Source organism: Amycolatopsis sp. 505 (assembly GCF_031625235.1).
Classification (GTDB): Bacteria; Actinomycetota; Actinomycetes; order Mycobacteriales; family Pseudonocardiaceae; genus Amycolatopsis.
In genome coordinates, this window is record NZ_JACKQP010000010.1 from 379,008 (window position 1) to 401,800 (window position 22,793).

Sequence of the window (22,793 nt, forward strand, 5' to 3'; positions counted from 1 at the left end):
CCGAAGCAGAGGGCCCTCACCCGGAACAACATTCAAGCCGTGGGCGGCTGATAGACCTTCGTCAGCTTCCCCGCCGCAGCGCGGTCCAGCAGCCACAACGTCCGGCGGTGCCCCCGCGCCCCGGCCACCGGCAGCTGGACCTCACCCGCACCGGCCAACGCCAACGCCACCGCGTCCGCCTTCGCCGATCCGGCCGTCATCAGCCACACGTCCCGCGCCCGCCGGATCGCCGGCAGCGTCAACGAGATCCGCGTCGGCGGCGGCTTGGGGCAGTTCCGCACCGCCACCACCGAACGCTCGGTCTCGTACACCGCCGGGGACTCCGGGAACACCGATGCCGTGTGGCCCTCGCCGCCGAGGCCCAGCAGCATGATGTCGAACGACGGCACGTCGCCGTGGTCCTCCGGGCCCGCCTGGGAAGCCAGCACGTCGGCGTAAGCCGCGGCCGTCGCGTCGACGTCGTCGCCGAACTCGCCGTCCGACGGAGCCATCGCGTGCACCCGTTTCGGGTCCAGCGGGACGTGGTCCAGCAACGCTTCGCGCGCCTGCTTCTCGTTCCGCTCGTCCGAATCCGCCGGGACGAACCGCTCGTCGCCCCAGTAGATGTCCAGCCGGGACCAGTCGATCGCGTCCCGTGCGGACGAGGCCTGCAGCTCCGACAGCACCGCGATCCCCGTGCCGCCGCCGGTCAGCACCAGGGACGCCGACCCCTTGGCCGCCTGGACGTCCACCAGCCGCGTCACCAGCCGGGCGGCCGCCGCGGCGGCCAGGATGTCCTGGTTCGCGTAGACGACGACTTCCGTCTTGCTCATTTCGTGGCACCCGAAGCGGCCGAACCCGCCGCCGCGGCCGGGGACGTCACGTCCGCCTTGGCCGGGGCGCCCGTCTTGCCGTTCGTGCCCGAGGTGATCTTGCCCAGGCCGTGCAGGGCCGCCTCGTAGACCTCGTCCGGGTCGAGCCGGCGGAGCTCCTCGATCAGGCAGTCCTGCGTGCTGCGCCGCTGCAGGGCGATGCGGCGGGTCGGCTGGCCCGGCTGGGTCAGCGTGCCGACGCGGCCGTCCGGGCGGTGCAGCTCCACCGGGCCCGACTTGCGGTCGAGCGTCACCGAGATGATGCCGGCCGCGCCCGAGCTCTTGACCCGCTTGACCGGCACCTTCAGGTACTCGGCCAGCCAGGCCGCCAGCAGCTCGGTCGACGGCGAGTCGGCCTCGCCGGTCACCGTCGCGCCGGTGATCTTCTCGTACGGCGGCAGGTCCAGCGCCGACACGAGCTGGGCGCGCCAGTGCGTCAGGCGCGTCCAGGCCAGGTCGGTGTCGCCTTCGGTGTACGCCTTCGCCCGCGTCGTCAGCGCCTTGACCGGGTTCTTCTCCGCGGCCGAGTCGGTGATCCGGCGCTGGGCCAGCTCGCCGAGCGGGTCCTTGTCCGGGTCCTTCGGGCCGGCCCCGGGCCACCAGCACACGATCGGCGCGTCCGGCAGCAGCAGCGGCACCACCGCGCTCTGCCCCTGCGACGCCAGCGGGCCGTAGAGCCGCAGCACGATGACCTCGCTCGCGCCGGCGTCGCCGCCGACCCGGATCTGGCCGTCGATGCGCGGGGCCGCCGTGCGGGCGCCCTTGGCCACCACGATCACCCGCGACGGGTGTTCGCGGCTCGCACCGTTGGCCGCCTCGATGGCCTCTTCGAGCTTGGCGTCGTCGTCGGCCACGATCACCAGCGTCAGGACGCGCCCGAGCGCGACCTGCCCGCCCTGTTCGCGGATCTCCACCAGCTTCTTGTTGAGTGCCGAAGTCGTGGTGGACGGCAGGTCGATGATCACGGGCGCCTCCATTTCCGGCCGGTGCGCTCCAGCATTTCGTCGGCGGACGCCGGCCCCCACGTGCCGGGCGCGTACTGCTCCGGCGCGCCTTCCTTCGCCCAGTGCTCCAGGATCGGGTCGAGGATCTTCCAGGAGAGCTCGACCTCTTCGTTCACCGGGAACAGCGACGGCTCGCCGAGCAGGACGTCCAGGATCAGGCGCTCGTAGGCCTCGGGGGAGGACTCGGTGAACGCGTGCCCGTAACCGAAGTCCATCGTGACGTCGCGGACCTCCATCGTGGTCCCCGGCACCTTCGAGCCGAACCGCAGCGTGATGCCCTCGTCCGGCTGGACCCGGATGACCAGGGCGTTCTGCCCCAGCTCCTCGGTCGACGTCGAGTCGAACGGCAGGTGCGGCGCCCGCTTGAACACGACGGCGATCTCGGTGACGCGGCGGCCGAGCCGCTTGCCGGTGCGCAGGTAGAACGGCACCCCGGCCCAGCGGCGGCTCTGCACCTCGAGGGTCACCGCGGCGTAGGTCTCGGTCTTCGAGTCCTTCGCGAAGCCCTCTTCCTGCAGCAGGCCCGGCACCTTCATGCCGCCCTGCCAGCCGCCCGCGTACTGGCCGCGCGCGGTGGTCTTGTCCAGCGGCCCGAGCGGCTTGGTGCCCGAGAGCACCTTGATCTTCTCCGCGCGCAGGGCCCGCGGCTCGAACGACAGCGGCTCCTCCATCGCGGTGAAGGCCAGCAGCTGCAGCAGGTGGTTCTGGATGACGTCCCGGGCGGCGCCGATGCCGTCGTAGTAGCCCGCGCGGCCGCCGAGGCCGATGTCCTCGGCCATGGTGATCTGCACGTGGTCGACGTAGTTGGCGTTCCAGATCGGCTCGAACAGCTGGTTGGCGAAGCGCAGCGCCAGGATGTTCTGGACCGTCTCCTTGCCGAGGTAGTGGTCGATGCGGAACACCGACTCCTCGGGGAAGACGTCGTTGACGATCGCGTTCAGCTCTTCGGCGCTCTTCAGGTCGTGCCCGAACGGCTTCTCGATGACCACGCGCCGCCAGGTCTTCTCGTCGGCGTTCGCCAGCCCCGAGCGGGCCAGCTGCTTGGTCACCACTGGGAACGCGCCGGGCGGGATCGACAGGTAGAACGCGGTGTTGCCGCCGGTGCCGCGTTCCTCGTCGAGGTCGCGGACCGTCTTCGCGAGCCGGTCGAACGCCTCGTCGTCGTCGAAGGTGCCCTGCACGAACCGGATGCCTTCGGCGAGCCGGTTCCACACCGACTCCTTGAACGGCGTCCGCGCGTGCTCCTTGACCGAGTCGTGCACGAGCTCGCCGAAGTCCTGGTGCTCCCAGTCGCGACGGGCGAACCCGACGAGCGAGAAGCCGGCGGGCAGCAGCCCGCGGTTGGCCAGGTCGTAGATGGCGGGCATCAGCTTCTTGCGGGCCAGGTCGCCGGTGACGCCGAAGATCACCAGGCTGGACGGCCCGGCGATGCGCGGGAGCCGCTTGTCCCGCGGATCGCGAAGGGGGTTGGTCCAGGTCATGCGGTGACCTCCTGTACCGCGCGGACGACGGCCGCGAGGCCCGCGGCCCGGTCGGTCAGGTGCAGGCGCAGCACCGGGCGGCCGTGCTCGGCGAGCACCTGCCCGTCGCCGAGGGCCTGGGCGTGCTGCAGCTGCCCCAGCGTGTACGGCCGGTCCGGCACGTCGAGGTCCTGCTCGACGGCGCCGGTGAGCTGCAGGAAGACGCCGTTCTGGTGCCCGCCCTTGTGGTACTGGCCGGTCGAGTGCAGGAACCGCGGTCCCCAGCCGAACGTCGTCTGCTTCCCGGTGCGCTTGGCGATCTCGCCGCGCAGCACCGCTGTGGAGGCGTCGTCGAGCCGGTCGAGGTAGGCCTGCACCGCGATGTAGCCCCCGTCCGGCGCCGAAGCGAAGAACGCGCGCAGCACGTCGGTGAGGCTGCCCTCGGTGGACACCCCCTCGCTGCCGAAGATCTCGACCGGACCGTCCACGTTGGACGGCTCTTCGCCGCCCTTCAGCTTCTCCGGGTCGTCCAGCAGCGCCCGTGCCGCCTTCTTCGCGGCTTCGACGTCCGGCTGGTCGAACGGGTTGATCCCGAGCAGCCGGCCGGCCAGCGCCGTGGCGAACTCCCAGAGCAGGAACTGCGCGCCCAGCGAGCCGGTGACGGCGATCTTGGCCGATCCCTGCGGGCCGCCGACCGCGGTGGGCGTGGCGTCGGACCCGGCGTCGGCGAAGCCGGGCGCCTCCGGGCCCTCGACCGCGACCGGCAGCAGGCCGGTGCCCTGCTTGCCGGTGGACTCGGCGATCAGCTGCTCCGCCCAGTCGGGGAAGCCCTTGATGCCCGAACCGGTGTCCGCGAGGACGACCTTCTCGGCGCCGGCCTCGTGCGCGGCGGCCCACGCGGCGGCCAGCTCGACCGCCGGGTTGTCCGCCGAGTCCGCGGCCAGCTGCTCGGCCACCGAAGCGGCCTGGTCGAGCAGCCGGGCGACGTCCGCGCCGGCCAGGCCGGCCGGGACGAGCCCGAACGCGGTCAGCGCCGAGTAGCGGCCGCCGACGTGCGGGTCGGCCAGGAAGGTCTTGCGGTAACCCTCCTTTTCGGACAGTTCCTGGAACGGCGAGCCCGGGTCGGTGACGACCACGATCCGCCGTGCCGCGTCGATGCCGGCGTCGGCGAACGCTTTCGCGAAGATCCGCCGGTGGCTGTCGGTCTCGACGGTGCCGCCCGACTTCGACGACACCACGATCACCGTGCGCTCGAGGTCACCGGCGAGCGCGTCGGCGACCTGGCCCGGGTCGGTGGTGTCGAGGACGGTCAGCGCGACGCCGTCGGTCGCGGTGATCACCTCCGGCGCCAGCGACGAGCCGCCCATGCCGGCCAGCACGACGCGGTCGACGCCCTCGGAGCGCAACTCGGTCCGCAGCGCCTCGATCTCGCCGATCAGCGGCCGCGACGACTTGTGCAGCGTCGTCCACGACAGCCGGATCGACGCCTCGGGTTCGGCGTCCGGCCCCCAGAGCGTCGCGTCCTGCGCCGCCAGCTTCGAGGCGGCCTGGTCGGCGACCAGCCGCTCGGCCAGCGGCGCGGCCCGCTCCGCCAGTGCGGCGTCCACGATCTCGACGCCGGTCTTCTCACCTGTCGTCATGTCGTGCGTCAGCCCTTCGCCTTCTCGAGCTGCCCGTTCACGGTCTCCAGAAGCTCGGTCCACGACTTCTCGAACTTCTCGACGCCCTCGTTCTCCAGGACCAGGAACACGTCGGTGATGTCGATGCCCACGGCCGTGAGCTTGTCGAAGACCGCCTGCGCTTCTTCGCTGCGGCCGGTGACCTGGTCACCCTTGAGCTCGGAGCTCTCGGCGACCGCGTCGAGGGTCTTCTCCGGCATCGTGTTGACCGTGTCCTTCACGACCAGGTCGTCGACGTAGAGCGTGGGGGAGTAGTCCGGGTTCTTCACGCCGGTCGACGCCCACAGCGGGCGCTGCGCGTTCGCGCCGTCGGCCGCGAGGGCCTTCCAGCGGTCGGTCGAGAACAGCTCCTGGAACGCCGCGTAGGCGAGCCGGGCGTTGGCGACGGCGGCCTTGCCGCGCAGGGCCAGCGCCTCGTCGGTGCCGATGGCTTCCAGCCGCTTGTCGATCTCGGTGTCCACGCGGGACACGAAGAACGACGCCACCGAGTGGATGCCCTTCAGGTCGTGGCCGTTGGCCTTCGCCTGCTCCAGCCCGGCGAAGAAGGCCTCGATGACCTTCTGGTAGCGCTCGACGGAGAAGATCAGCGTGACGTTGACGCTGATGCCCTCGGCCAGGGTCTTGGTGATGGCGGGCAGGCCCTCTTCGGTGGCCGGGATCTTGATCAGCACGTTCGGCCGGTCGACGGTCTTCCACAGGTCCTGCGCCTCGACGACCGTCTTGTCGGAGTCCTTGGCCAGGCGCGGGTCGACCTCGATCGACACGCGGCCGTCGACGCCGTTCGTGGCGGTGTAGACGTCGCGGAACAGGTCCGCGGCGTTGCGCACGTCGGTCGTGGTCAGGTCGCGGATGGTGGCCTCGACGTCGGCGCCCTGGGCGGCGAGCTCGCGCGTGCGTTCGTCGTAGGCGTCGCCCTTCGACATCGCGTTGGCGAAGATCGTCGGGTTCGTCGTCACGCCGACGACGTGCTTGTCGCGGATCAGGTCGGCCAGGTTGCCGGTGTTCAGGCGTTCACGGGAGAGGTCGTCGAGCCAGATCGATACACCGGCCTCGGACAGTGCCGCGAGCTTGTCGTTGCTCATTACTGTCATCCCCTTCAGGAATTCTTGGTGTTCTGGATCGAGCGGCGGGCGGCCTCGACGACTGCTTCCGCGGTGAAACCGAACTCACGGAACAGTGTGGCGGCATCGGCGGAGGCGCCGAAGTGCTCGATCGAAACGTTCACCCCGGCGTCACCGGTGAAGCGGTGCCACGACTGGGCGATGCCCGCCTCGACGGACACGCGGGCCTTCACACCGGCCGGGATGACGGATTCGCGGTAGGCCGCGTCCTGCGCGTCGAACCACTCGACGCACGGCATGGACACGACACGCGCCTTGACGCCGTCGGCGTCCAGGGTCTTCTTCGCCTCGACGGCCAGCTGGACCTCGGAACCGGTGGCGATGAGGACCACGTCCGGGGTGCCGTCGGAGTCGGCCAGGACGTACCCGCCCTTGGCGACGCCTTCGGCGCTGGTGCCCTCGAGCACCGGCACGTTCTGGCGGGTCAGCGCCAGGCCGGACGGGTGGTCGGTGTCCTCCAGCACGGCCTTCCAGGCGTACGCGGTCTCGTTGGCGTCCGCCGGGCGGACGACGTTGAGGCCCGGGATCGCGCGCAGCGCGGAGAGCTGCTCGATCGGCTGGTGCGTCGGGCCGTCCTCGCCGAGACCGATCGAGTCGTGCGTCCACACGTAGGTGACCGGCGCCTTCATCAGCGCGGCCAGCCGGACCGGCGGGCGCATGTAGTCGGAGAAGATGAGGAACGTCGCACCGTACGGGCGGGTGCCGCCGTGCAGCGCGATCCCGTTGAGGATCGAGCCCATGGCGTGCTCGCGGACGCCGAAGTGCAGCGTCCGGCCGTACGGGTTGGCCTGCCACATGTCGGTGGCGGCCTTCTCGGGACCGAACGAGTCGGCGCCCTTCATCGTCGTGTTGTTGCTCTCGGCCAGGTCGGCCGAGCCACCCCACAGTTCCGGCAGCGGTTCGGCGAGGGCGTTGAGCACCTCACCGGAGGCCTTGCGGGTCGCGATGCCCTTGGCGTCCGGCTCCCACTTCGGCAGGTTGTCGGCGAAGCCCTCGGGCAGCGTGCGGGTGGCCATCCGGTCGCCGAGCTTCTTGCGCTCCGGGTTGGCCTCGGCCCAGGCCTCGTACTTCTCCTGCCATTCGGCGTGCGCGGCCCGGCCGCGCTCGGCCGCCTGGCGGGTGTGCTTGAGCACGTCGTCCTCGACCTGGAAGGACTGGTCCGGGTCGAAGCCGAGGATCTTCTTGACCGCGGCGACCTCTTCGCCGCCCAGCGCGGCGCCGTGCGCCTTGCCGGTGCCCATCTTCTTCGGCGCCGGGTAGCCGATGATCGTCCGCAGCGCGATGAACGACGGCCGCTGCGTCTCGGCCTTGGCGGCCTTGATGGCCTCCTCGATCGCGACGACGTCCTCGCCGCCCTCGACGACCTGGGTGTGCCAGCCGTAGGCCTCGTACCGCTTCACGGTGTCCTCGGACAGCGCGATGTTGGTGTCGTCCTCGATCGAGATCTTGTTGTCGTCGTAGAAGACGATCAGGTTGCCCAGCTCCTGGCGGCCCGCGATGGACGAGGCCTCGGAGGTGACGCCCTCTTCGATGTCGCCGTCGGAGGCGATCACGTAGATGTGGTGGTCGAAGATGCTCTCGCCGGGCGCCGCGTCCGGGTCCAGCAGGCCGCGCTCGCGGCGGGCCGCCATCGCCATGCCCACGGCGTTGGCCAGGCCCTGGCCCAGCGGGCCGGTGGTCGTCTCGACGCCGTCGGTGTGCCGGTACTCGGGGTGACCCGGGGTCTTGGAGCCCCACTTGCGCAGCTGCTTGAGGTCCTCGAGCTCGAGGTCGTAGCCGGCGAGGAAGAGCTGGATGTAGAGGGTGAGGCTCGAGTGACCGGCCGACAGGACGAACCGGTCGCGGCCCGGCCAGTGCTGGTCGTTCGGGTCGTGCCGCATGGCCCGCTGGAACAGCGTGTAGGCGAGCGGCGCCAGGCTCATCGCGGTGCCGGGGTGGCCGCTGCCACAGTTCTCCACGGCGTCGGCGGCCAGCACCCGGACGGTGTCCACGGCGCGGGTGTCGGTGTCGGTCCAGTCGGCGGGGACGTTACGCCGGAGGAGTGGGTTGTTCTCGCTGGTAGTGGCGGTTTCGGACACTGAACTCCAACTCCCGGTCATGATGGTTGCGGCTGGTCTTCCTCGTTCCGGTTACCCGTACGCGCGGCTACTTATCTCAATCGATCCCGAAGGGACGATATTCCTGCTCGCGGCCATGCGCAGGGGCAATCGCGGCCCGTCGCGGCCAGCCTAGTGCTTGGGCCGGTCGAGGACCCGCGATCACCCACGGGATTCACCACGTCTAACATCGTTCGAGGGTTCAGTGGCTGGTTCTTCGGCTACCCGCGCTGTCCCGCCCGAACCTGACGCAGGGAGTGAAATGTCGTTGGTGAACGCTGCGCACGGACGCAGTGACGACACCAGCGCCGTGCACCCGACCGGTGAGCGACCGCACGGTGAGCGGCGAAGCCTCCGCCGGGTCGTCGGCGCCTACGCCGCGCTGGCCAAGCCCCGGGTGATCGAGCTCCTCCTGGTGACCACCATCCCGGCGATGTTCCTCGCCGGCCGTCAGATCCCCTCGCCGTGGCTGGTCCTGGCCACGCTGGTCGGCGGGACGATGGCCGCGGGCAGCGCGAACGCGCTCAACTGCGTGATCGACGCGGACATCGACAAGGTGATGAACCGCACGAAGCGCCGCCCGCTCGTGAAGGACTCGGTGCCCCGTCGCGGCGCGCTGATCTTCGGCCTGGTGATGGGCGTCGCCTCGGCCGCCGTGCTGTACCTCACGGTGAACCTGCTCTCGGCGATCCTGGCCATCGCGACGATCCTCTTCTACATCTTCGTGTACACGCTCGGCCTGAAGCGGCGCACGTCGCAGAACGTGGTCTGGGGCGGAGCGGCGGGCTGCATGCCGGTGGTCATCGGCTGGGCGGCCGTGACCGGCACGGTCCAGTGGCCGGCGTTCGTGATGTTCGGCGTGATCTTCTTCTGGACGCCCCCGCACACGTGGGCGCTGGGCATGAAGTACCGCGACGACTACGAGCGCGCGGGTGTTCCGATGCTGCCGGTGGTCGCCACCGCCCAGCACGTCGCCCGGCAGATCGTCATCTACTCGTGGGTGATGGTGGCGTGGACGCTGCTGCTGCTCCCGGTGACGTCGTGGTTGTACGGCACGTTCGCGATCCTGGCGGGCGGCTGGTTCCTCTTCTACGCGCACAGCCTGCAGGCGGCCGTGCGGCGGGGCGAGGAGACCAAGCCGATGGCGCTGTTCCACCGGTCGAACACGTACCTGATGATCGTGTTCGTGGCACTGGCGGTGGACTCGGCCATCGGGCTGCCGACCCTCGGCCTGCCGTTCTGATCCTCCGGCGGATCGGGATCGGGGTCACCGCGGTCGTCGCCTTCGGCCTGCTGGCCCTGCTCGGCCGCGGCCGGTTCGACCTCGACCAGGACCGGCTGCTCGGCACCGGCTGTGCCATCCCGGCCAAGATCACCGCACGCCCCGGCCCCGCCCCCGACGGAGGCGGCATCCGGATCGCCGAGCAGGGCCCGGGCGCGGCGGTGCTGGAGAACACCAGCACCCTCGCCGCCTACCGGATCCCGGTGACGTCCGGCGCCCGGACCGTCGAGGTGCCGATCCTCCTGCCCGGCGGGCGGAGCGGGGTCGCGCTCGACCGCCCCGCCGTCGGGCCGGTCATCTGGATCGCGCCGGAGGCCCTCGGCGGCTTCACGCCCGTGACCGCCACTCTTGTCCCCGATGGCGTCCGGTACCGCAGCGAGAACTGCCGGGCCCTGACCAGCCGGGGCGCCGCGGTGCTGTTCCGCGCTCCGGACGGGCGAATCACCGGTGGCGAACAGCTGCCCGCGGCGAGCGTGGGGTGCGCGCCGGGGGAGCAGGTGCGGCCGGCCGCCGTCCCACCGGGCAGCGAGGTCTTCCCCCACTGCGACCTGCGGACGGAATGATCGCGCCGCGGGCGCCGTTAGACTTCGTTGGCTCTTTTTCCCCGAGGCGAAAGCAGGATCCTTGTCTTCGGACGGTTTTTCCGCCGAGCTCGCCCGCGAGCAGGCGTACGTCACCACCCTCTACGCGAAGCTCGACGCCGAGCGCCTCGAAGCCCAGCGCCGCCTCGACGAGACGTTGCGGCAGACCGGCGGCACCCCGCAAGCCCGCACCGAGCGGGACGTCGCCACCACCCTCTACACCGACCGGCTCGCCCAGCTCGGCTCGGTCGAGCAGGGCCTCGCCTTCGGACGCCTCGACTTCGTCCCCGAGAGCGCCGAGGAAACCACCTACATCGGCCGGCTCGGGCTGTTCGACGAGGACGACGACTACAAGCCGCTGCTGGTCGACTGGCGGGCGCCGGTCGCGCGGCCGTTCTACCTCGCCACCGCCGCGTCACCCGAAGGGGTGCTCCGGCGGCGGCACCTGCGGTCGCTGAGCCGCAAGGTCACCGGCTTCGACGACGAGGTCCTCGACCTCACCGCCGCCGACCAGGGCCAGGACCTCGGCCTGGCCGGCGAGGCCGCGCTGCTGGCCGCGCTGGAACAGCGGCGCACCGGCGAGATGAGCGACATCGTCGCGACCATCCAGGCCGAGCAGGACCGGATCATCCGCGCCCCGCTCGGCGGCGTCATGGTCGTGCAGGGCGGCCCCGGCACCGGGAAGACCGCCGTCGCGCTGCACCGCGCCGCCTACCTGCTCTACACGCACCGCCAGCAGCTCACCACCCGCGGCGTGCTCGTCGTCGGCCCGAACAGCACCTTCCTGCGCTACATCGGCCAGGTGCTGCCCTCGCTCGGCGAGACCGGCGTGCTGCTCGCCACCATCGGCCAGCTCTACCCCGGCCTGACCGCCGACGGCGTGGAGCCGCGCGAGACGACCGAGGTCAAGGGGCGGCTGGTGCTGGCCGAGGTGCTGGCCAACGCCGTCCGCGACCGCCAGCGCGTGCCCGAGCCGGTCCTCGAGATCGAGTACGAGCACGACGTGCTGCGGCTGGACCGCAAGACCTGCACCGACGCCCGGACCCGTGCCCGCCGTTCGCGGCGGCCGCACAACCCGGCGCGGCGCCTGTTCGTCTCCGACGTCCTCGACGCGCTGACCCGCCAGGCCGCCCGCAAGCTGGGGGAGGACCTCCTCGACGGGCAGGACCTGCAGGACATCCGCGCCGAGCTGGCCGCCGACGAAAACGTGGCCGCCGCGCTCGACTCGCTGTGGCCCGTGCTGACCCCGGAGGGCGTGCTCGACGACCTGTTCGCCGACCGCGAACGCCTCGACGCCGCCGCCGGGAAGCTGCTGTCACGCGAGGACCGCGCCTTGCTGGAGAGCGGCCGGGATGCCCGCTGGACACCCGCCGACGTGCCGCTGCTCGACGAGCTCGCCGAGCTGATCGGCGTCGACGACACCGAGGCGCGCGTCGAGCGCAAACGCCGTGAGCGCGAGGACCGCGCGTACGCCGAGGGCGTGCTCGACATCCTCGAGCAGGACGAAGAGATCATCGACGAGGAACTGCTGCGCGTCTCCGACGTCCTCGACGCCGAGCTGTTCGCCGAGCGCCAGCAGGCGCGCAGCGAGCTGACCGCCGCCCAGCGGGCCGCGCAGGACCGGACCTGGACGTTCGGGCACGTGATCGTCGACGAAGCGCAGGAGCTGTCGGCGATGGACTGGCGGCTGCTCATGCGGCGCACGCCGAACCGGTCGATGACGCTGGTCGGGGACGTCGCCCAGACCGGTGCGGCGGGCGGGGCGCGGTCGTGGGGCGAGGTTCTCGCGCCGTACGTCGAGGACCGGTGGCGGCTGGAGCAGCTGACCGTGAACTACCGCACGCCGGCCGAGATCATGGCCGTCGCGGCGCGGGTGCTCGCGGAGGTTTCGCCTTCGCTCTCGGCGCCCTCTTCGGTGCGGGAGACCGGGGTGCCGCCGTGGTCGGTGCGGCCGGCTTCCCTGGAAGCGGAGCTGCCCGGGCTGGTGACGCGCGAGCTGTCCGAAGTGGACGGCGGCACGGTCGCGGTGCTGGTGCCCGCGGGCCGGTTGGACGCCGTTTCGGCGCTGCTCGGGTCGTTCGACGAACGGCTGAGCGTGCTGACGGTCGAGCGGTCGAAGGGCCTGGAGTTCGACTCGGTGGTGCTGGTCGCGCCGGACGAGGTCGTCGCGGGTTCGCCGCGGGGCCTCAACGACCTGTACGTGGCCCTGACGCGCGCGACCCGGCGGCTCGGCGTGGTCGCCATCGGTGACGAAGTTCCGGCACTCTCCGTGCTTGGCTAGGGTGCCTCGCATGCAGAAGATCGGGAAGATCGTGGTGGTCGCCGCGGCGGCGCTGTCGCTGGCCGCGTGCGGCCAGCAGCCCAAGACCGAGACGGCCGCTCCGGCGGGACCGCCCGTCCCGTCGTCCAGCGCCGCACCGGCGCCCGCCCAGAGCAAGGGCCGCGAGTGCACCGCGGACGACATCAAGACGACGGGCAAGTTCGGCGAGGTGCCGGCGATCACCATCCCGGACGACTGCGACCCGCCGAAGAAGCTGGTGACGAAGGACCTGTCCGAGGGCACCGGCGACCCCGCCAAGGCCGGCCAGAAGCTCAAGATGAACTACCTGCTGGTGACCTGGTCGGACAAGAAGAAGCTGGACAGCTCCTTCGACCGCGGCCAGACGTTCGACCTCAACCTGGGCGCGGGCGAGGTCATCCCGGGCTGGGACCAGGGCCTGACCGGCATCAAGCAGGGCGGCCGCCGCCTGCTGATCATCCCGCCGGACCTCGCCTACGGCGAGGGCGGCAACGGCATGAAGCCGAACGAGACGCTGGTCTTCGTGACCGACGCCGTCGCGGTCGGCGCCGCCTAGGACCCCGGTGGAGGTCCGCCGCGGCCGCGTCCGCGAATGGCACGGCGAAGAGGGCTGGGGGGTCGTCGAAGCGCCGAGCTTCGACGACCCCGTCTGGGTGCACTTTTCGGCGCTCGAGGCCCCGGCGGGGGCCTTCCGGGAGCTGAGCGCGGGAGCCGAGGTCGAGTTCACCGCCGAGCGCGCCGAGCAGGACGGCTACCACTGGCGCGCGGTGTGGGTCAGGGGATGAGCAGCAGCTTGCCGGTGGTGCGCCGGCCCTGCAGGTCCTCGTGGGCCTTGCGGGCGTCGGCCAGGGGGTACTTGCCGCCGATGCGGACGGTCAGCTCGCCGGCGAGGATGGCGTCGAACAGCTCCTTCGAGCGCCAGTCGATCTCCTCACGCGTGCGCGTGTAGTGCACCGACGTCGGGCGGGTCAGGTACAGCGAGCCGCCGGCGTTGAGGCGCTGCGGGTCCAGGGGTGGCACCGGGCCGCTGGAGGCGCCGAACAGCGCGAGCAGGCCGCGGACCTTGAGGCTGGCCAGGCTGCCGTCGACGGTGTCCTTGCCGACGCCGTCGTAGACGACGTCGACGCCCTCGCCGTTCGTCAGCTCGCGGGTGCGCTTGGCGAAGTCTTCGCGGTCGTAGCGGATGACCTCGTCGGCGCCGGCTTCGCGGGCCAGCTTCTCCTTCTCTTCGGTCGACACCGTGCCGATGACCCGGGCGCCGCGCGCCTTCGCCAGCTGCACCAGGAGCAGCCCGACGCCGCCCGCGGCCGCGTGGACGAGCACGTCGTGGCCCGGCTCGACCTCGAAGGTCGAGGCGACCAGGTAGTGCGCGGTGATGCCCTGCAGCATGGTTGCGGCGGCGGTCTCCAGGGAGACGCCTTCGGGGACCTTCACGGCGACCGACGCCGGGAGGAGCTTCCGGGCCGCGTAGCTGCCGATCGACCCCTGCCAGGCGACGCGGTCGCCGGGCGCGAAGCCGGTGCCGTCGCCGGCCTCCACGACCGTGCCGGCGCCCTCGAGGCCGAGCACGAACGGCAGCTCCACCGGGTAGATGCCCTGCCGCTGGTAGGTGTCGATGTAGTTGACCCCGGCCGCGGCGACGTCGACCAGGAGCTCCCCGGCCTCCGGGGCGCGGACGTCCACTTCGGCCGGTTCGAGCACTTCCGGGCCGCCGGTCTTCGTCACCTGCACTGCGGTGGGCATGGGGCTCCTCCTCCGGGTCGGGGTTCTTCCGGTGCAACTATGGCCGAGGCCACGCTGTTCCGCGTTCCGGCCGGTTCTTGGTTATGGTTCGGAGCGTGACTTCGGAAGAGACCGTTTCGCCGACCAGCGCACAGCTGGGCGCGGCCCGCAAGTTCGTGAAGGCGCACGGCAAGCCGTCCCGGGCGGTGGTGGAGAACATCGGCCGCGCGGGCGCCCGCGTGGTCCTGGTCGGAGCCGACGGAGCCCTCGGTGACGTGGTGGTGCCGTCGGTGGCGACGGGCGAGGCGCTGATCGAGGCGGTCGAGGACCTCACGCCGGCCACGTGGGACGCGGAGACGGTGCAGGCCACGAAGATCGGCCCGGAGCACCGCCGCAAGATGGCGGGCAAGTGAGCCCCACCGCGGTCCTGGTCAGCTGCGCGGAACTCCCGTCGGGCGACGGCGACGACGACGCGGTCGTGCCCGCTTTGTCGGCGCTGGGTTTTTCGGTCTCGTGGGCGCCGTGGGATTCCTCGTACGACTTCGCCGCGGCGGACGCGGTAATCCTGCGCGCGACCTGGGATTACGCCGACCGGCGTCCGGAGTTCCTCGCGTGGTGCGAGTCGGTGCCGTCCCTGTTCAACCCGGCTGAGGTCGTGCGCTGGAACACGGACAAGTCGTACCTGGTGGAGCTGCTGGACGCGGGGGTGGCGGTGGTGCCGACTTCGCTGGTCCCACCGGACTCCGCTCCGTCCTTCCCCGCCGGCGATTTCGTCGTGAAGCCTTCGGTGGGAGCGGGTTCCCGGGGCGCGGCCCGGTTCGCTTCCGGCTCCGACGCATCCGCGCACGTGGCCGGGTTGCACGCCGAGGGCCACACGGCGCTGATCCAGCCGTACCAGTCCAGTGTGGACGATTCCGGCGAGCTGGCTCTGGTGTATCTGGGCGGGATCTATTCGCACGCGTTCTCGAAGGGCGCGATGCTGGGGTCCACAATGGATTCCTCGGGGCTGTACCTGACGGAATCGCTGGCCCCGGCCACGCCCCCCGCGGACGCCGTGGCGCTGGCGGAGGACGTCCTGGACGCGGCTTCGGGCCTGCTGGGGATTCTGCGGGCCGAGCTGTTGTACGCACGGGTGGACCTGGTGCGGGGGGTCGATGGGAAGCCGTTGCTGCTGGAGCTGGAGCTGACGGAGCCGTCACTGGGCTTCCGCCAGACGGACCCGGCGGCAGTGCTGCGGTTCGCGTCGGCGGTGCGGCAGCAGCTGGCGTAGTCACCGGGCCGCCTGCGCGGCCACCAAGACGAGCGTGACGACGGCGCCGATCGTGGTCACCGCCAGGGAACCGGTGACCACGTAGAGCCCGCCGATCCCGGCCAGGCCGGCTTTGATCAATTCGCGCAATGCGCGGCCGTCGTCCCGCCGGGGCGACGGCGTATCCGATCTGCCGGCGACTTCCTTGGCCATTGTTCTACCCCTCTTGATGGTGTACTAGTACGCCTATGGGCAATGGTGACCGGTGGTCGGCGGGACCGGAAATGATCTTTTGTTTTCCGGAGCGGGTTTCTCGTTGCCGAACGGCTGCCGACGAACTTCTCGCCGTTACCCGGGCTTGTCGGGGGATTGTCGATCATTGCCGGTGGAGGATGCCGTGACCATCCAGGCGAACCGAGAGCGCGTCGGCGAAGTAGCTTCACCCGAGGTCGTCGAAGACGCGCTGCGCTGGCTGGCGACCCGCTCGAACGGCGGACCGATCAGGTTCCTCCGCTACGCGATCGAAGAGCCGGCGAGCAAGTCGGCCGCGGTATTGCGCTCGCTGGTGGCGCCGACCGAGATCTTGTTCGCCGATACGCCCGAATTGCGGGCGTTCGCGGTACTGGGGCTGATTGCCGACGAGATCGGCAAGCTCGGCTCGGCGGGGGATTCTCGCCGGCGCAACACGTTGATGGCGGCGTTCCGGATTCCTCCGGTGCCCGGGGAAACCACTTGGAAAGCGACCCTCGAGGACCGGTTCAAGCAACTGAAGCGATTGCCGGGCGTCTTCGGTGACCCACCGCCCAGTACGACGGCTCCGATGCACAAGGCTTGGCGGCGGGCGATCGGGGAATTGGCCGGCGTCATCGCGGGGAAACTGGTTTCGCTGGACGAGCCGGGCTGGCGGTTCTACATCGACGTCGGGCGTGCGGTGGTGGAGGTCGCGGGCCGGCGGTGCGCGGGCTGGCGGGCTCGAGCGGCGTCGAAGGGCGCGCAGCCCGTGTTCATGAAGCGCATGATCGTCACGGCGGTGATGCACCGGAAGACGGTGCGGCGCCGGATCACCGAACGCGACATCGTCGCCTGCGAGGACGGCGTCGACGGCTACGACGTCCACGCGCTGACCGGCTGGACGCACGAGCCGGAAGAGATCCCGGTGACGGCGCTGTGGGCGTGCCGGCTGGTCACTTCACCCGGCGCGCACCCGGGCGACCCGGTGCGGACTCGCCTGCGCTTCCGCCGGACGCTCCGCCGGGACGAGCGGTACTCCTTCAAGTCCGAAGCGCTCGACGGGGAGCTCGACGAGGAACGCTGCTGGGTCAACGTCGACGTCGACCACCACGGCATCGATCCCGGCGTGTGTGCTGCGGACGGCGAGCCGGTCGCCGGCTTGACCGTCCAGATCACGTTCGACGAGAAATGCCTGCCGGAGACTTGCTGGTGGTACGCGGAGCAGACCGAATACGAGCGGAGATGCCGGCCACCGGACGGTGACGCGCACCTTCTCCCCGTCGACGACGGGTTCGTCCGGCACACCTTCGTCGAAGGGTGCCATCCGCGGGAGAACTACGGGATAGCTTTCCGGTGGAAATCCCCGTGACCGGAGCGAAGTGACGTCCGGTGACGAGGACTTCCCCGTTGCTTCGGCTACGAACCGGTCAGATGAACGGGCCTACGTCATTGCCGGTGTTTCCGCCGCCGCCGTACTCCTCGGCGATCGTCTTCGCCGGTTGCGGTGCGGTCGTAGTCGGGGAAATCGGCCCGGACACCATCCCGATGGCCGCGATCACCGCGACGATCGGCATGATCACGGGCACGGGTAGGTAGCGTTTAATGGTTCGTTCCACGCAACGGAAAGCTACCGGGCGTGGTCGGACACGGTAGAGCAGCGCTGCAATCACGCCATGTGATCAAACCCGCTTCGCGGCCAGCCGGTCAGCCCGTGGCCATCGCACGTTCGTGGCCCATCCGAAGCGCTCGAACGCCCAGATCACCCGAGCCGAAACATCCACCTGACCCCGCAGCACCCCGTGCCGCGCACAAGTCGGATCCGCGTGGTGCGAGTTGTGCCACGACTCGCCCATCGACAGCAACGCCAGCGGCCAGAAGTTCGCCGCCTTGTCGCGGCTGGCAAAAGGCCTCTCCCCGATCAGGTGGCACACCGAGTTCACCGACCACGTCACGTGGTGCAGGAACGCGATCCGGACCAGTCCCGCCCAGAAGAACGCCGTCACCACGCCCCACCAGGACCACGACAACAGCCCGCCCAGCACGGCCGGCAGGGCCAGGCTCACCGTGATCCACAGCCAGAAGTACCGGTTGACCCAGCGCACGTCCGAGTCCGCCACCAGGTCCGGGGCGAAGCGGTCCGCGTTGGTCACCTCGCGGCCGAACATCCAGCCCATGTGGGCGTGCCAGAAGCCACGCAGCAGCGCCGACGGGGAGGTGCCGAACAGCCACGGGGAGTGCGGGTCGCCCTCGCGGTCGGCGAACGCGTGGTGGCGGCGGTGGCTCGCCACCCAGAAGATCACCGAACCCTGGACCGCCATGCTGCCCGCGATCGCCAGCACCACCCGCAGGGGCCGCGAGGCCTTGAACGCGCCGTGGGTGAAGTAGCGGTGGAAGCCGACCGTCACGCCGAGCGTGGCGAACGTGTAGAACGCCGCCGCGAGGATCAGGTCGATCCAGCTCATGCCCCAGCCCCACACCAGGGGGACCGCGATCAGGAGCGCCGCGAACGGCACCAGCAGGAAGGTCTTGAGCACGATCATCTCGCCGGTGCCGCGGCGGTGGGAGGTCAGCGGCTTGGGCGCGGTGCGCGACGTCATGGCGCGAACAGTAACCCACGAGCCGGACACCCACGCCGACGCGGAGTTAAGGCCGCGTTGCCGTCAGGCGGCCGTGAGCTCCTTCGGCGCCGCCGTCAGCGAGGTCACCGGGCCGCGGTCGCGGCTGCCCACCCACAGCGAGGCCGTCGCGATGATGACCGCCATCGCGCCCAGGACGTGGAACGACACCATCGCCTCCGGCACGCCCAGCGCGTACTGCAGCGAACCGAGGCCGCCCTGCGCGACGGCGACCACCCAGACCACCGTGTAGCGCTGCCAGAGGCTCTTGGGGGCGCCGACGCGCAGCAACTGGAGGCCGAACACCGCGAGCAGCAGCAGGTAGAGCACCAGCAGGCCGCCGTGGACCTGGGCGAGGGCCTCGACCGGGGCGTCCAGGCGGTGGGTGTTGATGTCGCCGCTGTGCGGGCCGGCGCCGGTCACCGTGGTGCCCGCCGCGAGCACGAGCCACATCACGGCGGCGAGCAGGACCAGGATCGTGCGGCCGGCCGGCGGGACCAGCAGCCGCGGGGTCTCGTCGCCTTCGCGGAACGCGCGCAGCAGGAGGACGGCCAGCCAGACGAGCGGGGTCGTCGCGAGGAAGTGGATCGCGACCGTCCACCACTCCAGCTTCGCGAGCACGGTCAGGCCGCCGACGACGGCCTGCAGCACGACGCCGCCGGGCATCGTCCAGGCCAGCTTGACCAGGCGCTTGCGCTCCGGGTGGTCGATCTGCACGCGCCACGCCGTGATGACCGCGACGGCGGCGATGAGGATGACGACGCCGGTCAGCAGCCGGTTGCCGAACTCGATCCACTGGTTGAGGGCGTCGATCCCGGAGTCGTGCTTCGGGACGAGGCTGCCGGCCACGCACTGCGGCCAGGTCGGGCAGCCGAGCCCGGACCCGGTGACGCGCACGATGGAGCCGGTGACGCCGATCAGCGCCTGCGCGAGGACCGCGGCGATCCCGACGGCCCGCTGCACGGCGGCGGAGGGAAACGGCAGACGGGCGACGAGGCTGGTGAACGGCACGGCATCGATGGTAGAGCGCGCGGAAAACGCGCTTTCGGCAGGTCCGGACGCCCAGAACGGGAAGACGCCCGCAAGGGACCTAGGTCACGCGAAGGCCGGGACTCAGGTGAGTTTCGTCGTCCGTGCGGCCACCGCGCCCGCGACCACCGCCCACACGGCCAGCACCAGCACGGGGCCGGGCGCGAACGAACCGTCCACCAACGCCGCGCGCATGCCCTCCGCCAGTGCTCCCGACGGCAGTAGTTCCACCACCCGCGCCAGCCCCGAAGGCAGCGACGACGGCGCCAGCAGGATCCCGCCCGCCAGCAGCAGGACGAACCACACGATGTTCGCCAGCGCCAGGACCGCCTCGGCCCGCAACGCCCCGCCCAGCAGGACGCCCAGCGCTCCGAACGCCAGCGTCCCGAGCACCAGCAACAAGATCGCCGAGAAGAGCCCGGCCAACGAAGGCGACCACCCGAGGAACGCCGCCACCACGCCGATGATCACCGACTGCAGCACCACGACCACCAGCGCCGCCGCCAGGCGGCCCGCCACCAGCAGCCACCGCGGCAACGCCGTCGCCGAGAGGCGCTTCAGCACCCCGTAACGGCGGTCGAAGCCCAGGGCGATCGCCTGGCCGGTGAACGCCGAGGACATCACCGCCAGCGCCAGGATGCGCGGGGTGATCCAGTCCACTCGCGGCACGGACCCCAGCGAAGACGCCGGGAGGATGTCCAAAAGGGACAGCCCGATCAACAGCGCCAGCGGGATCAGCAGCGTCAGCAGCACCTGCTCGCCGTGGCGCAACGTCAAGCTGACCTCGACGCGCGCGTGCGTGCGCAGCATCCGGCCCAGCGATCCCCGCCCGGGCGCCGGGGTGAACGTCCCCGGAGCAAACGTCATGCCCGCAGCTCCCGTCCGGTCAGCTCCAGGAAGACCTCTTCCAGGGTCCGCTTGCCGACCTGCAGTTCCTCCGGCAGCACGCCCTGCTGGGCGCACCACGCCGTGACCGTCGACACCACCTGGGGGTCGACCGAACCGACCACCGTGTACGTGCCCGGCGCCGACTCGCGCACCGCGTAGCCCTCCGGCAGCGCCGCGGCCAGCAACGCCGTGTCGAGCCGCGTGCGGGCCTTGAACCGCAGGCCCGCGCTGCCCGTTTCGTCCGTCGTCAGCGACTGCGGTGCGCCCGACACCACGACCTTGCCGTGGTCCACGATCACCACCGTGTCGGCCAGCGCCTCGGCCTCTTCCATCAGGTGCGTGGTCAGCAGCACCGAGACGCCGTCGCCGCGCAACGCCGAGAGCAGGTCCCACACCAGGCGGCGGGCCTGCGGGTCCATGCCCGCCGTCGGCTCGTCGAGGAACACCAGCTCCGGCCGGCCGACCAGGGCGCACGCCAGGGAAAGCCGCTGCTGCTGGCCGCCGGAGAGGCGCTTGAACGGCGTGCGGCGGACCGGCGTCAGGCCGAGGACGTCCAGCAGCCACGCCGGGTCCAGGGGCGAAGCCGCGCAGGAGGCCACCAGGCGCAGCATCTCGTCCGCCCGGACACCCGGGTACGCGCCGCCGCCCTGGGGCATGATGCCGACGCGGGGACGCAGCGCCGAAGACTCGCGGACCGGGTCGAGGCCGAGCACGCGCACCGAGCCCGCGTCAGGCTTCGAAAAGCCTTCGCAGAGCTCGACGGTGGTCGTCTTGCCGGCCCCGTTCGGGCCGAGCAGGGCGAGCAGGCTGCCGCGCTCCATCCGCAGGTCGAGGCCGTCGACCGCGCGGGTGGAGCCGTAGCTTTTGACCAGCCCGCTGATCTCGACGGCAGGGACACTCACATCGGGTCACGATACGGCGTCGACCGGTTCGGGCACCCGCGGGGACGGCTTGGCGAGCAACACGGGAGCCAGCCGCCGCACGATCAGCAGCCCGCCGCCGCAGACGACGATCGCCGCGACGTAGGCGAACGGCAGCACGTACGGGCGGCCGTCGAAGGTGCTGCCGGTCGGGGGGAGCAGGAACGGCAGGGCCGCGCTGATCACCGTCGCCGCGACGCGGAAGCGGGACGTCCCGGCCGCGGCGGCGAGCGGGATCACCGCCCACAGCACGTACCACGGCTGCAGGTTGATCTGCAGGATCATCACCGCGCCGAGGGCGACGCCGAGCCCGATGATCGGCCGGTAGCGCCACTTGAAGCTGTCCCAGAGGAACTTGAACGTGATCGCCAGGGCGACGAGGTAGCCGAGCACGCCGAGGATCGGCACCAGCGCGTCGGTGTGGTTGCCCAGCCCGAGCGCGATGCCGAGGACGCCGGAGAGGTTGGCCAGCTCGGCGGTGGGGGAGATCCAGGAGCGGACCAGGCCGGGCGTGTTGAACGTCGCCCCGACCCAGCCGAAGCCGAGGCCGGTGCCGAAGCAGACGACGACCAGGACCACGCCGAACCACAGCGCCATCGGGGCGCCGGCCACGAACAGGTCCTTGAGCCGGCCGTGCCAGCGCCGCGCCACCATCACGGCGAAGAACGGCAGCGCGAACACCGCGGGCAGCTTGACCGCGACGCCGAGGGTGATGATCGCGACCCCGAGCCCGATGTAGAGCAGTTCGCCGCGGGCCAGCGGGGGTGGCGTGTCGCCCTTCACCCGGATCGGCAGCCGCCGGATGCCGATCTCCAGCCCGGCCAGCATCAGGCCGACGGCGAGCGCGTCGTTGTGGGCGCCGGCGACGAAGTGGAAGATCAGCAGCGGGTTCAGCGCGCCGAGCCACAGCGCGGTCGCGGGCTGGACGCCGAACCGGCGCGCCAGCCGCGGCAGGGCCCACACGATGAGGACCACGCCGGCCAGCGCCAGTACCCGCTGCAGCAGCACGCCGACCGCGATGCTGTTGCCCGCCAGGGGCGCCAGCCAGCCGCCGAGGCGGAGCACCAGCGGCCCGTACGGCGCCGGCGTCTCGCGCCACATGTTCGACACGCCCGCGGTGAACGGGTCGGCGACGCCGAGCGCCTGCGCCGGGCCGAGGACGTACGGGTCCATCCCGCGGTGCACGATCTCGCTCTGCGCCAGGTAGCTGTAGACGTCGCGGGAGAACAGCGGCGGGATGACCAGCAGCGGCAGCACCCACAGCGCGGTGGTGCGCGCGAGCTGGCCCTGCGACGCCAGCCGCGCGCGGCTGGGCTGGGCGAACCGGCCGAGCATCAGCCAGCTCAGTACCAGGATGCCCATCCCGGAGATGGCGATGGCCAGCGACACCGTCGGGATCCGGGTGAACAGCCGCAGCACCGGGATCTCCTGCACCGGGTTGATCACCGGGGCGGCGCCGGCGCCGAGGGAGCCGAGCGCGAGGAACAGCGAGCCGACCGTGCCGAAGCGGCGGACGACGTTCAGCCCGCGCTGCTCGGCGGCCTCCAGGGGGAGCGGCTCGCGGGGGCGGACGGGCGAGAGCGTCACCGGGTGGGCACTCCCGGTTTCGAGCCGTGCCACTTGCTGTTCCTGTTCGCCCACTGCCACGCGTGCAGGGTATCGGTCGCCTGGCGAGTGAGTCGGGTCACTGCCGGACACCCCGCCTTTGCCGATCACCCGGAAATAAGACACACTTGTGTTGTGAAAAAGACGGAGGCGGGTGACCA

The 22,793-nt window shown here is 71.1% G+C and carries 22 protein-coding genes; 8 read left to right on the forward strand and 14 right to left on the reverse strand.

Annotated elements, in window-relative coordinates:
- Positions 1-32: 32 nt before the first annotated feature.
- From pgl to tkt, 6 genes are read right to left on the reverse strand one after another with little or no spacing between them, the layout of a single operon-like run.
- Positions 33-812: a 6-phosphogluconolactonase gene (pgl, locus tag H5965_RS35150; protein WP_310975138.1), complete on the reverse strand. Its 780-nt coding sequence runs from the start codon at positions 810-812 to the stop codon at positions 33-35.
- Entirely contained in the window at positions 809-1,816 is a 1,008-nt protein-coding gene (gene opcA / locus H5965_RS35155; RefSeq protein WP_310975140.1) for a glucose-6-phosphate dehydrogenase assembly protein OpcA, read from the reverse strand. The genes pgl and opcA overlap by 4 nt, the downstream gene beginning before the upstream one ends.
- A complete protein-coding gene (gene zwf, locus H5965_RS35160) occupies positions 1,813-3,336 on the reverse strand; it encodes a glucose-6-phosphate dehydrogenase (RefSeq protein ID WP_310975142.1) in 1,524 nt (507 codons plus the stop codon). The genes opcA and zwf overlap by 4 nt, the downstream gene beginning before the upstream one ends.
- Positions 3,333-4,955, reverse strand: a complete 1,623-nt coding sequence (locus tag H5965_RS35165) for a glucose-6-phosphate isomerase (RefSeq protein WP_310975144.1) — start codon at positions 4,953-4,955, stop codon at positions 3,333-3,335. The genes zwf and H5965_RS35165 overlap by 4 nt, the downstream gene beginning before the upstream one ends.
- Positions 4,956-4,963: 8 nt before the next feature.
- Positions 4,964-6,076 carry a transaldolase gene (gene tal, locus H5965_RS35170; RefSeq protein ID WP_310975146.1) on the reverse strand — a complete coding sequence of 371 codons (1,113 nt, stop codon included), beginning with the start codon at positions 6,074-6,076 and terminating at the stop codon, positions 4,964-4,966.
- 14 nt (positions 6,077-6,090) lie between these two features.
- Positions 6,091-8,193: a transketolase gene (gene tkt / locus H5965_RS35175; protein ID WP_310975148.1), complete on the reverse strand. Its 2,103-nt coding sequence runs from the start codon at positions 8,191-8,193 to the stop codon at positions 6,091-6,093.
- Between the two features lie 280 nt (positions 8,194-8,473).
- Here tkt and H5965_RS35180 point away from each other — a divergent pair, with 280 nt between their 5' ends.
- The 5 genes from H5965_RS35180 (at position 8,474) to H5965_RS35200 (ending at position 13,158) form a co-directional block, all read left to right on the forward strand.
- Positions 8,474-9,454 carry a heme o synthase gene (locus tag H5965_RS35180; protein WP_310975150.1) on the forward strand — a complete coding sequence of 327 codons (981 nt, stop codon included), beginning with the start codon at positions 8,474-8,476 and terminating at the stop codon, positions 9,452-9,454.
- A 200-nt stretch (positions 9,455-9,654) separates the two neighbouring features.
- Positions 9,655-10,056: a hypothetical protein gene (locus H5965_RS35185; RefSeq protein WP_310975151.1), complete on the forward strand. Its 402-nt coding sequence runs from the start codon at positions 9,655-9,657 to the stop codon at positions 10,054-10,056.
- A 61-nt stretch (positions 10,057-10,117) separates the two neighbouring features.
- Positions 10,118-12,355: an ATP-binding domain-containing protein gene (locus H5965_RS35190; protein WP_310975153.1), complete on the forward strand. Its 2,238-nt coding sequence runs from the start codon at positions 10,118-10,120 to the stop codon at positions 12,353-12,355.
- Between the two features lie 10 nt (positions 12,356-12,365).
- Positions 12,366-12,929 (forward strand): FKBP-type peptidyl-prolyl cis-trans isomerase, encoded by a 564-nt coding sequence (locus tag H5965_RS35195; RefSeq protein ID WP_310975155.1) that lies wholly within the window; start codon positions 12,366-12,368, stop codon positions 12,927-12,929.
- Positions 12,930-12,936: 7 nt separating this feature from the next.
- Positions 12,937-13,158, forward strand: coding sequence for a cold shock domain-containing protein (locus H5965_RS35200; RefSeq protein WP_310975156.1), 222 nt, complete (start codon positions 12,937-12,939; stop codon positions 13,156-13,158).
- On the opposite strand, the gene H5965_RS35205 is transcribed toward H5965_RS35200, so the two are convergent.
- Positions 13,148-14,116, reverse strand: coding sequence for a quinone oxidoreductase (locus H5965_RS35205; RefSeq protein WP_310975157.1), 969 nt, complete (start codon positions 14,114-14,116; stop codon positions 13,148-13,150). The genes H5965_RS35200 and H5965_RS35205 overlap by 11 nt on opposite strands.
- Before the next feature lie 83 nt (positions 14,117-14,199).
- On the opposite strand from H5965_RS35205, the gene H5965_RS35210 reads away from it, so the two are divergent.
- Together H5965_RS35210 and H5965_RS35215 are read left to right on the forward strand one after the other, a co-directional pair.
- The gene (locus tag H5965_RS35210; RefSeq protein WP_310975159.1) at positions 14,200-14,508 is read left to right on the forward strand and encodes a hypothetical protein; all 309 of its coding nucleotides are present in this window, start codon (positions 14,200-14,202) and stop codon (positions 14,506-14,508) included.
- Positions 14,505-15,365 (forward strand): hypothetical protein, encoded by an 861-nt coding sequence (locus H5965_RS35215; protein WP_310975160.1) that lies wholly within the window; start codon positions 14,505-14,507, stop codon positions 15,363-15,365. Before H5965_RS35210 ends, H5965_RS35215 begins: the two co-directional genes overlap by 4 nt.
- On the opposite strand, the gene H5965_RS35220 is transcribed toward H5965_RS35215, so the two are convergent.
- A complete protein-coding gene (locus H5965_RS35220) occupies positions 15,366-15,557 on the reverse strand; it encodes a hypothetical protein (protein ID WP_310975162.1) in 192 nt (63 codons plus the stop codon).
- Between the two features lie 184 nt (positions 15,558-15,741).
- On the opposite strand from H5965_RS35220, the gene H5965_RS35225 reads away from it, so the two are divergent.
- A complete protein-coding gene (locus H5965_RS35225; RefSeq protein ID WP_310975163.1) occupies positions 15,742-16,944 on the forward strand; it encodes a hypothetical protein in 1,203 nt (400 codons plus the stop codon).
- Positions 16,945-17,002: 58 nt separating this feature from the next.
- Here the strand turns inward: H5965_RS35225 and H5965_RS35230 are convergent, their stop codons facing one another.
- From H5965_RS35230 to mptB, 6 genes are all read right to left on the reverse strand, one after another.
- Positions 17,003-17,191, reverse strand: coding sequence for a hypothetical protein (locus H5965_RS35230; RefSeq protein WP_310975165.1), 189 nt, complete (start codon positions 17,189-17,191; stop codon positions 17,003-17,005).
- A 63-nt stretch (positions 17,192-17,254) separates the two neighbouring features.
- Positions 17,255-18,172 carry an acyl-CoA desaturase gene (locus tag H5965_RS35235; protein ID WP_310975167.1) on the reverse strand — a complete coding sequence of 306 codons (918 nt, stop codon included), beginning with the start codon at positions 18,170-18,172 and terminating at the stop codon, positions 17,255-17,257.
- 63 nt (positions 18,173-18,235) lie between these two features.
- Positions 18,236-19,201: a COX15/CtaA family protein gene (locus H5965_RS35240; protein WP_310975169.1), complete on the reverse strand. Its 966-nt coding sequence runs from the start codon at positions 19,199-19,201 to the stop codon at positions 18,236-18,238.
- 102 nt (positions 19,202-19,303) lie between these two features.
- Positions 19,304-20,086, reverse strand: a complete 783-nt coding sequence (locus H5965_RS35245; protein WP_310975171.1) for an ABC transporter permease — start codon at positions 20,084-20,086, stop codon at positions 19,304-19,306.
- Complete coding sequence (locus H5965_RS35250) at positions 20,083-21,009, reverse strand: ABC transporter ATP-binding protein (protein ID WP_310975172.1); 927 nt, start codon at positions 21,007-21,009, stop codon at positions 20,083-20,085. Before H5965_RS35250 ends, H5965_RS35245 begins: the two co-directional genes overlap by 4 nt.
- Positions 21,010-21,015: 6 nt before the next feature.
- Entirely contained in the window at positions 21,016-22,647 is a 1,632-nt protein-coding gene (mptB, locus tag H5965_RS35255; RefSeq protein ID WP_310975240.1) for a polyprenol phosphomannose-dependent alpha 1,6 mannosyltransferase MptB, read from the reverse strand.
- Positions 22,648-22,793: the final 146 nt, after the last annotated feature.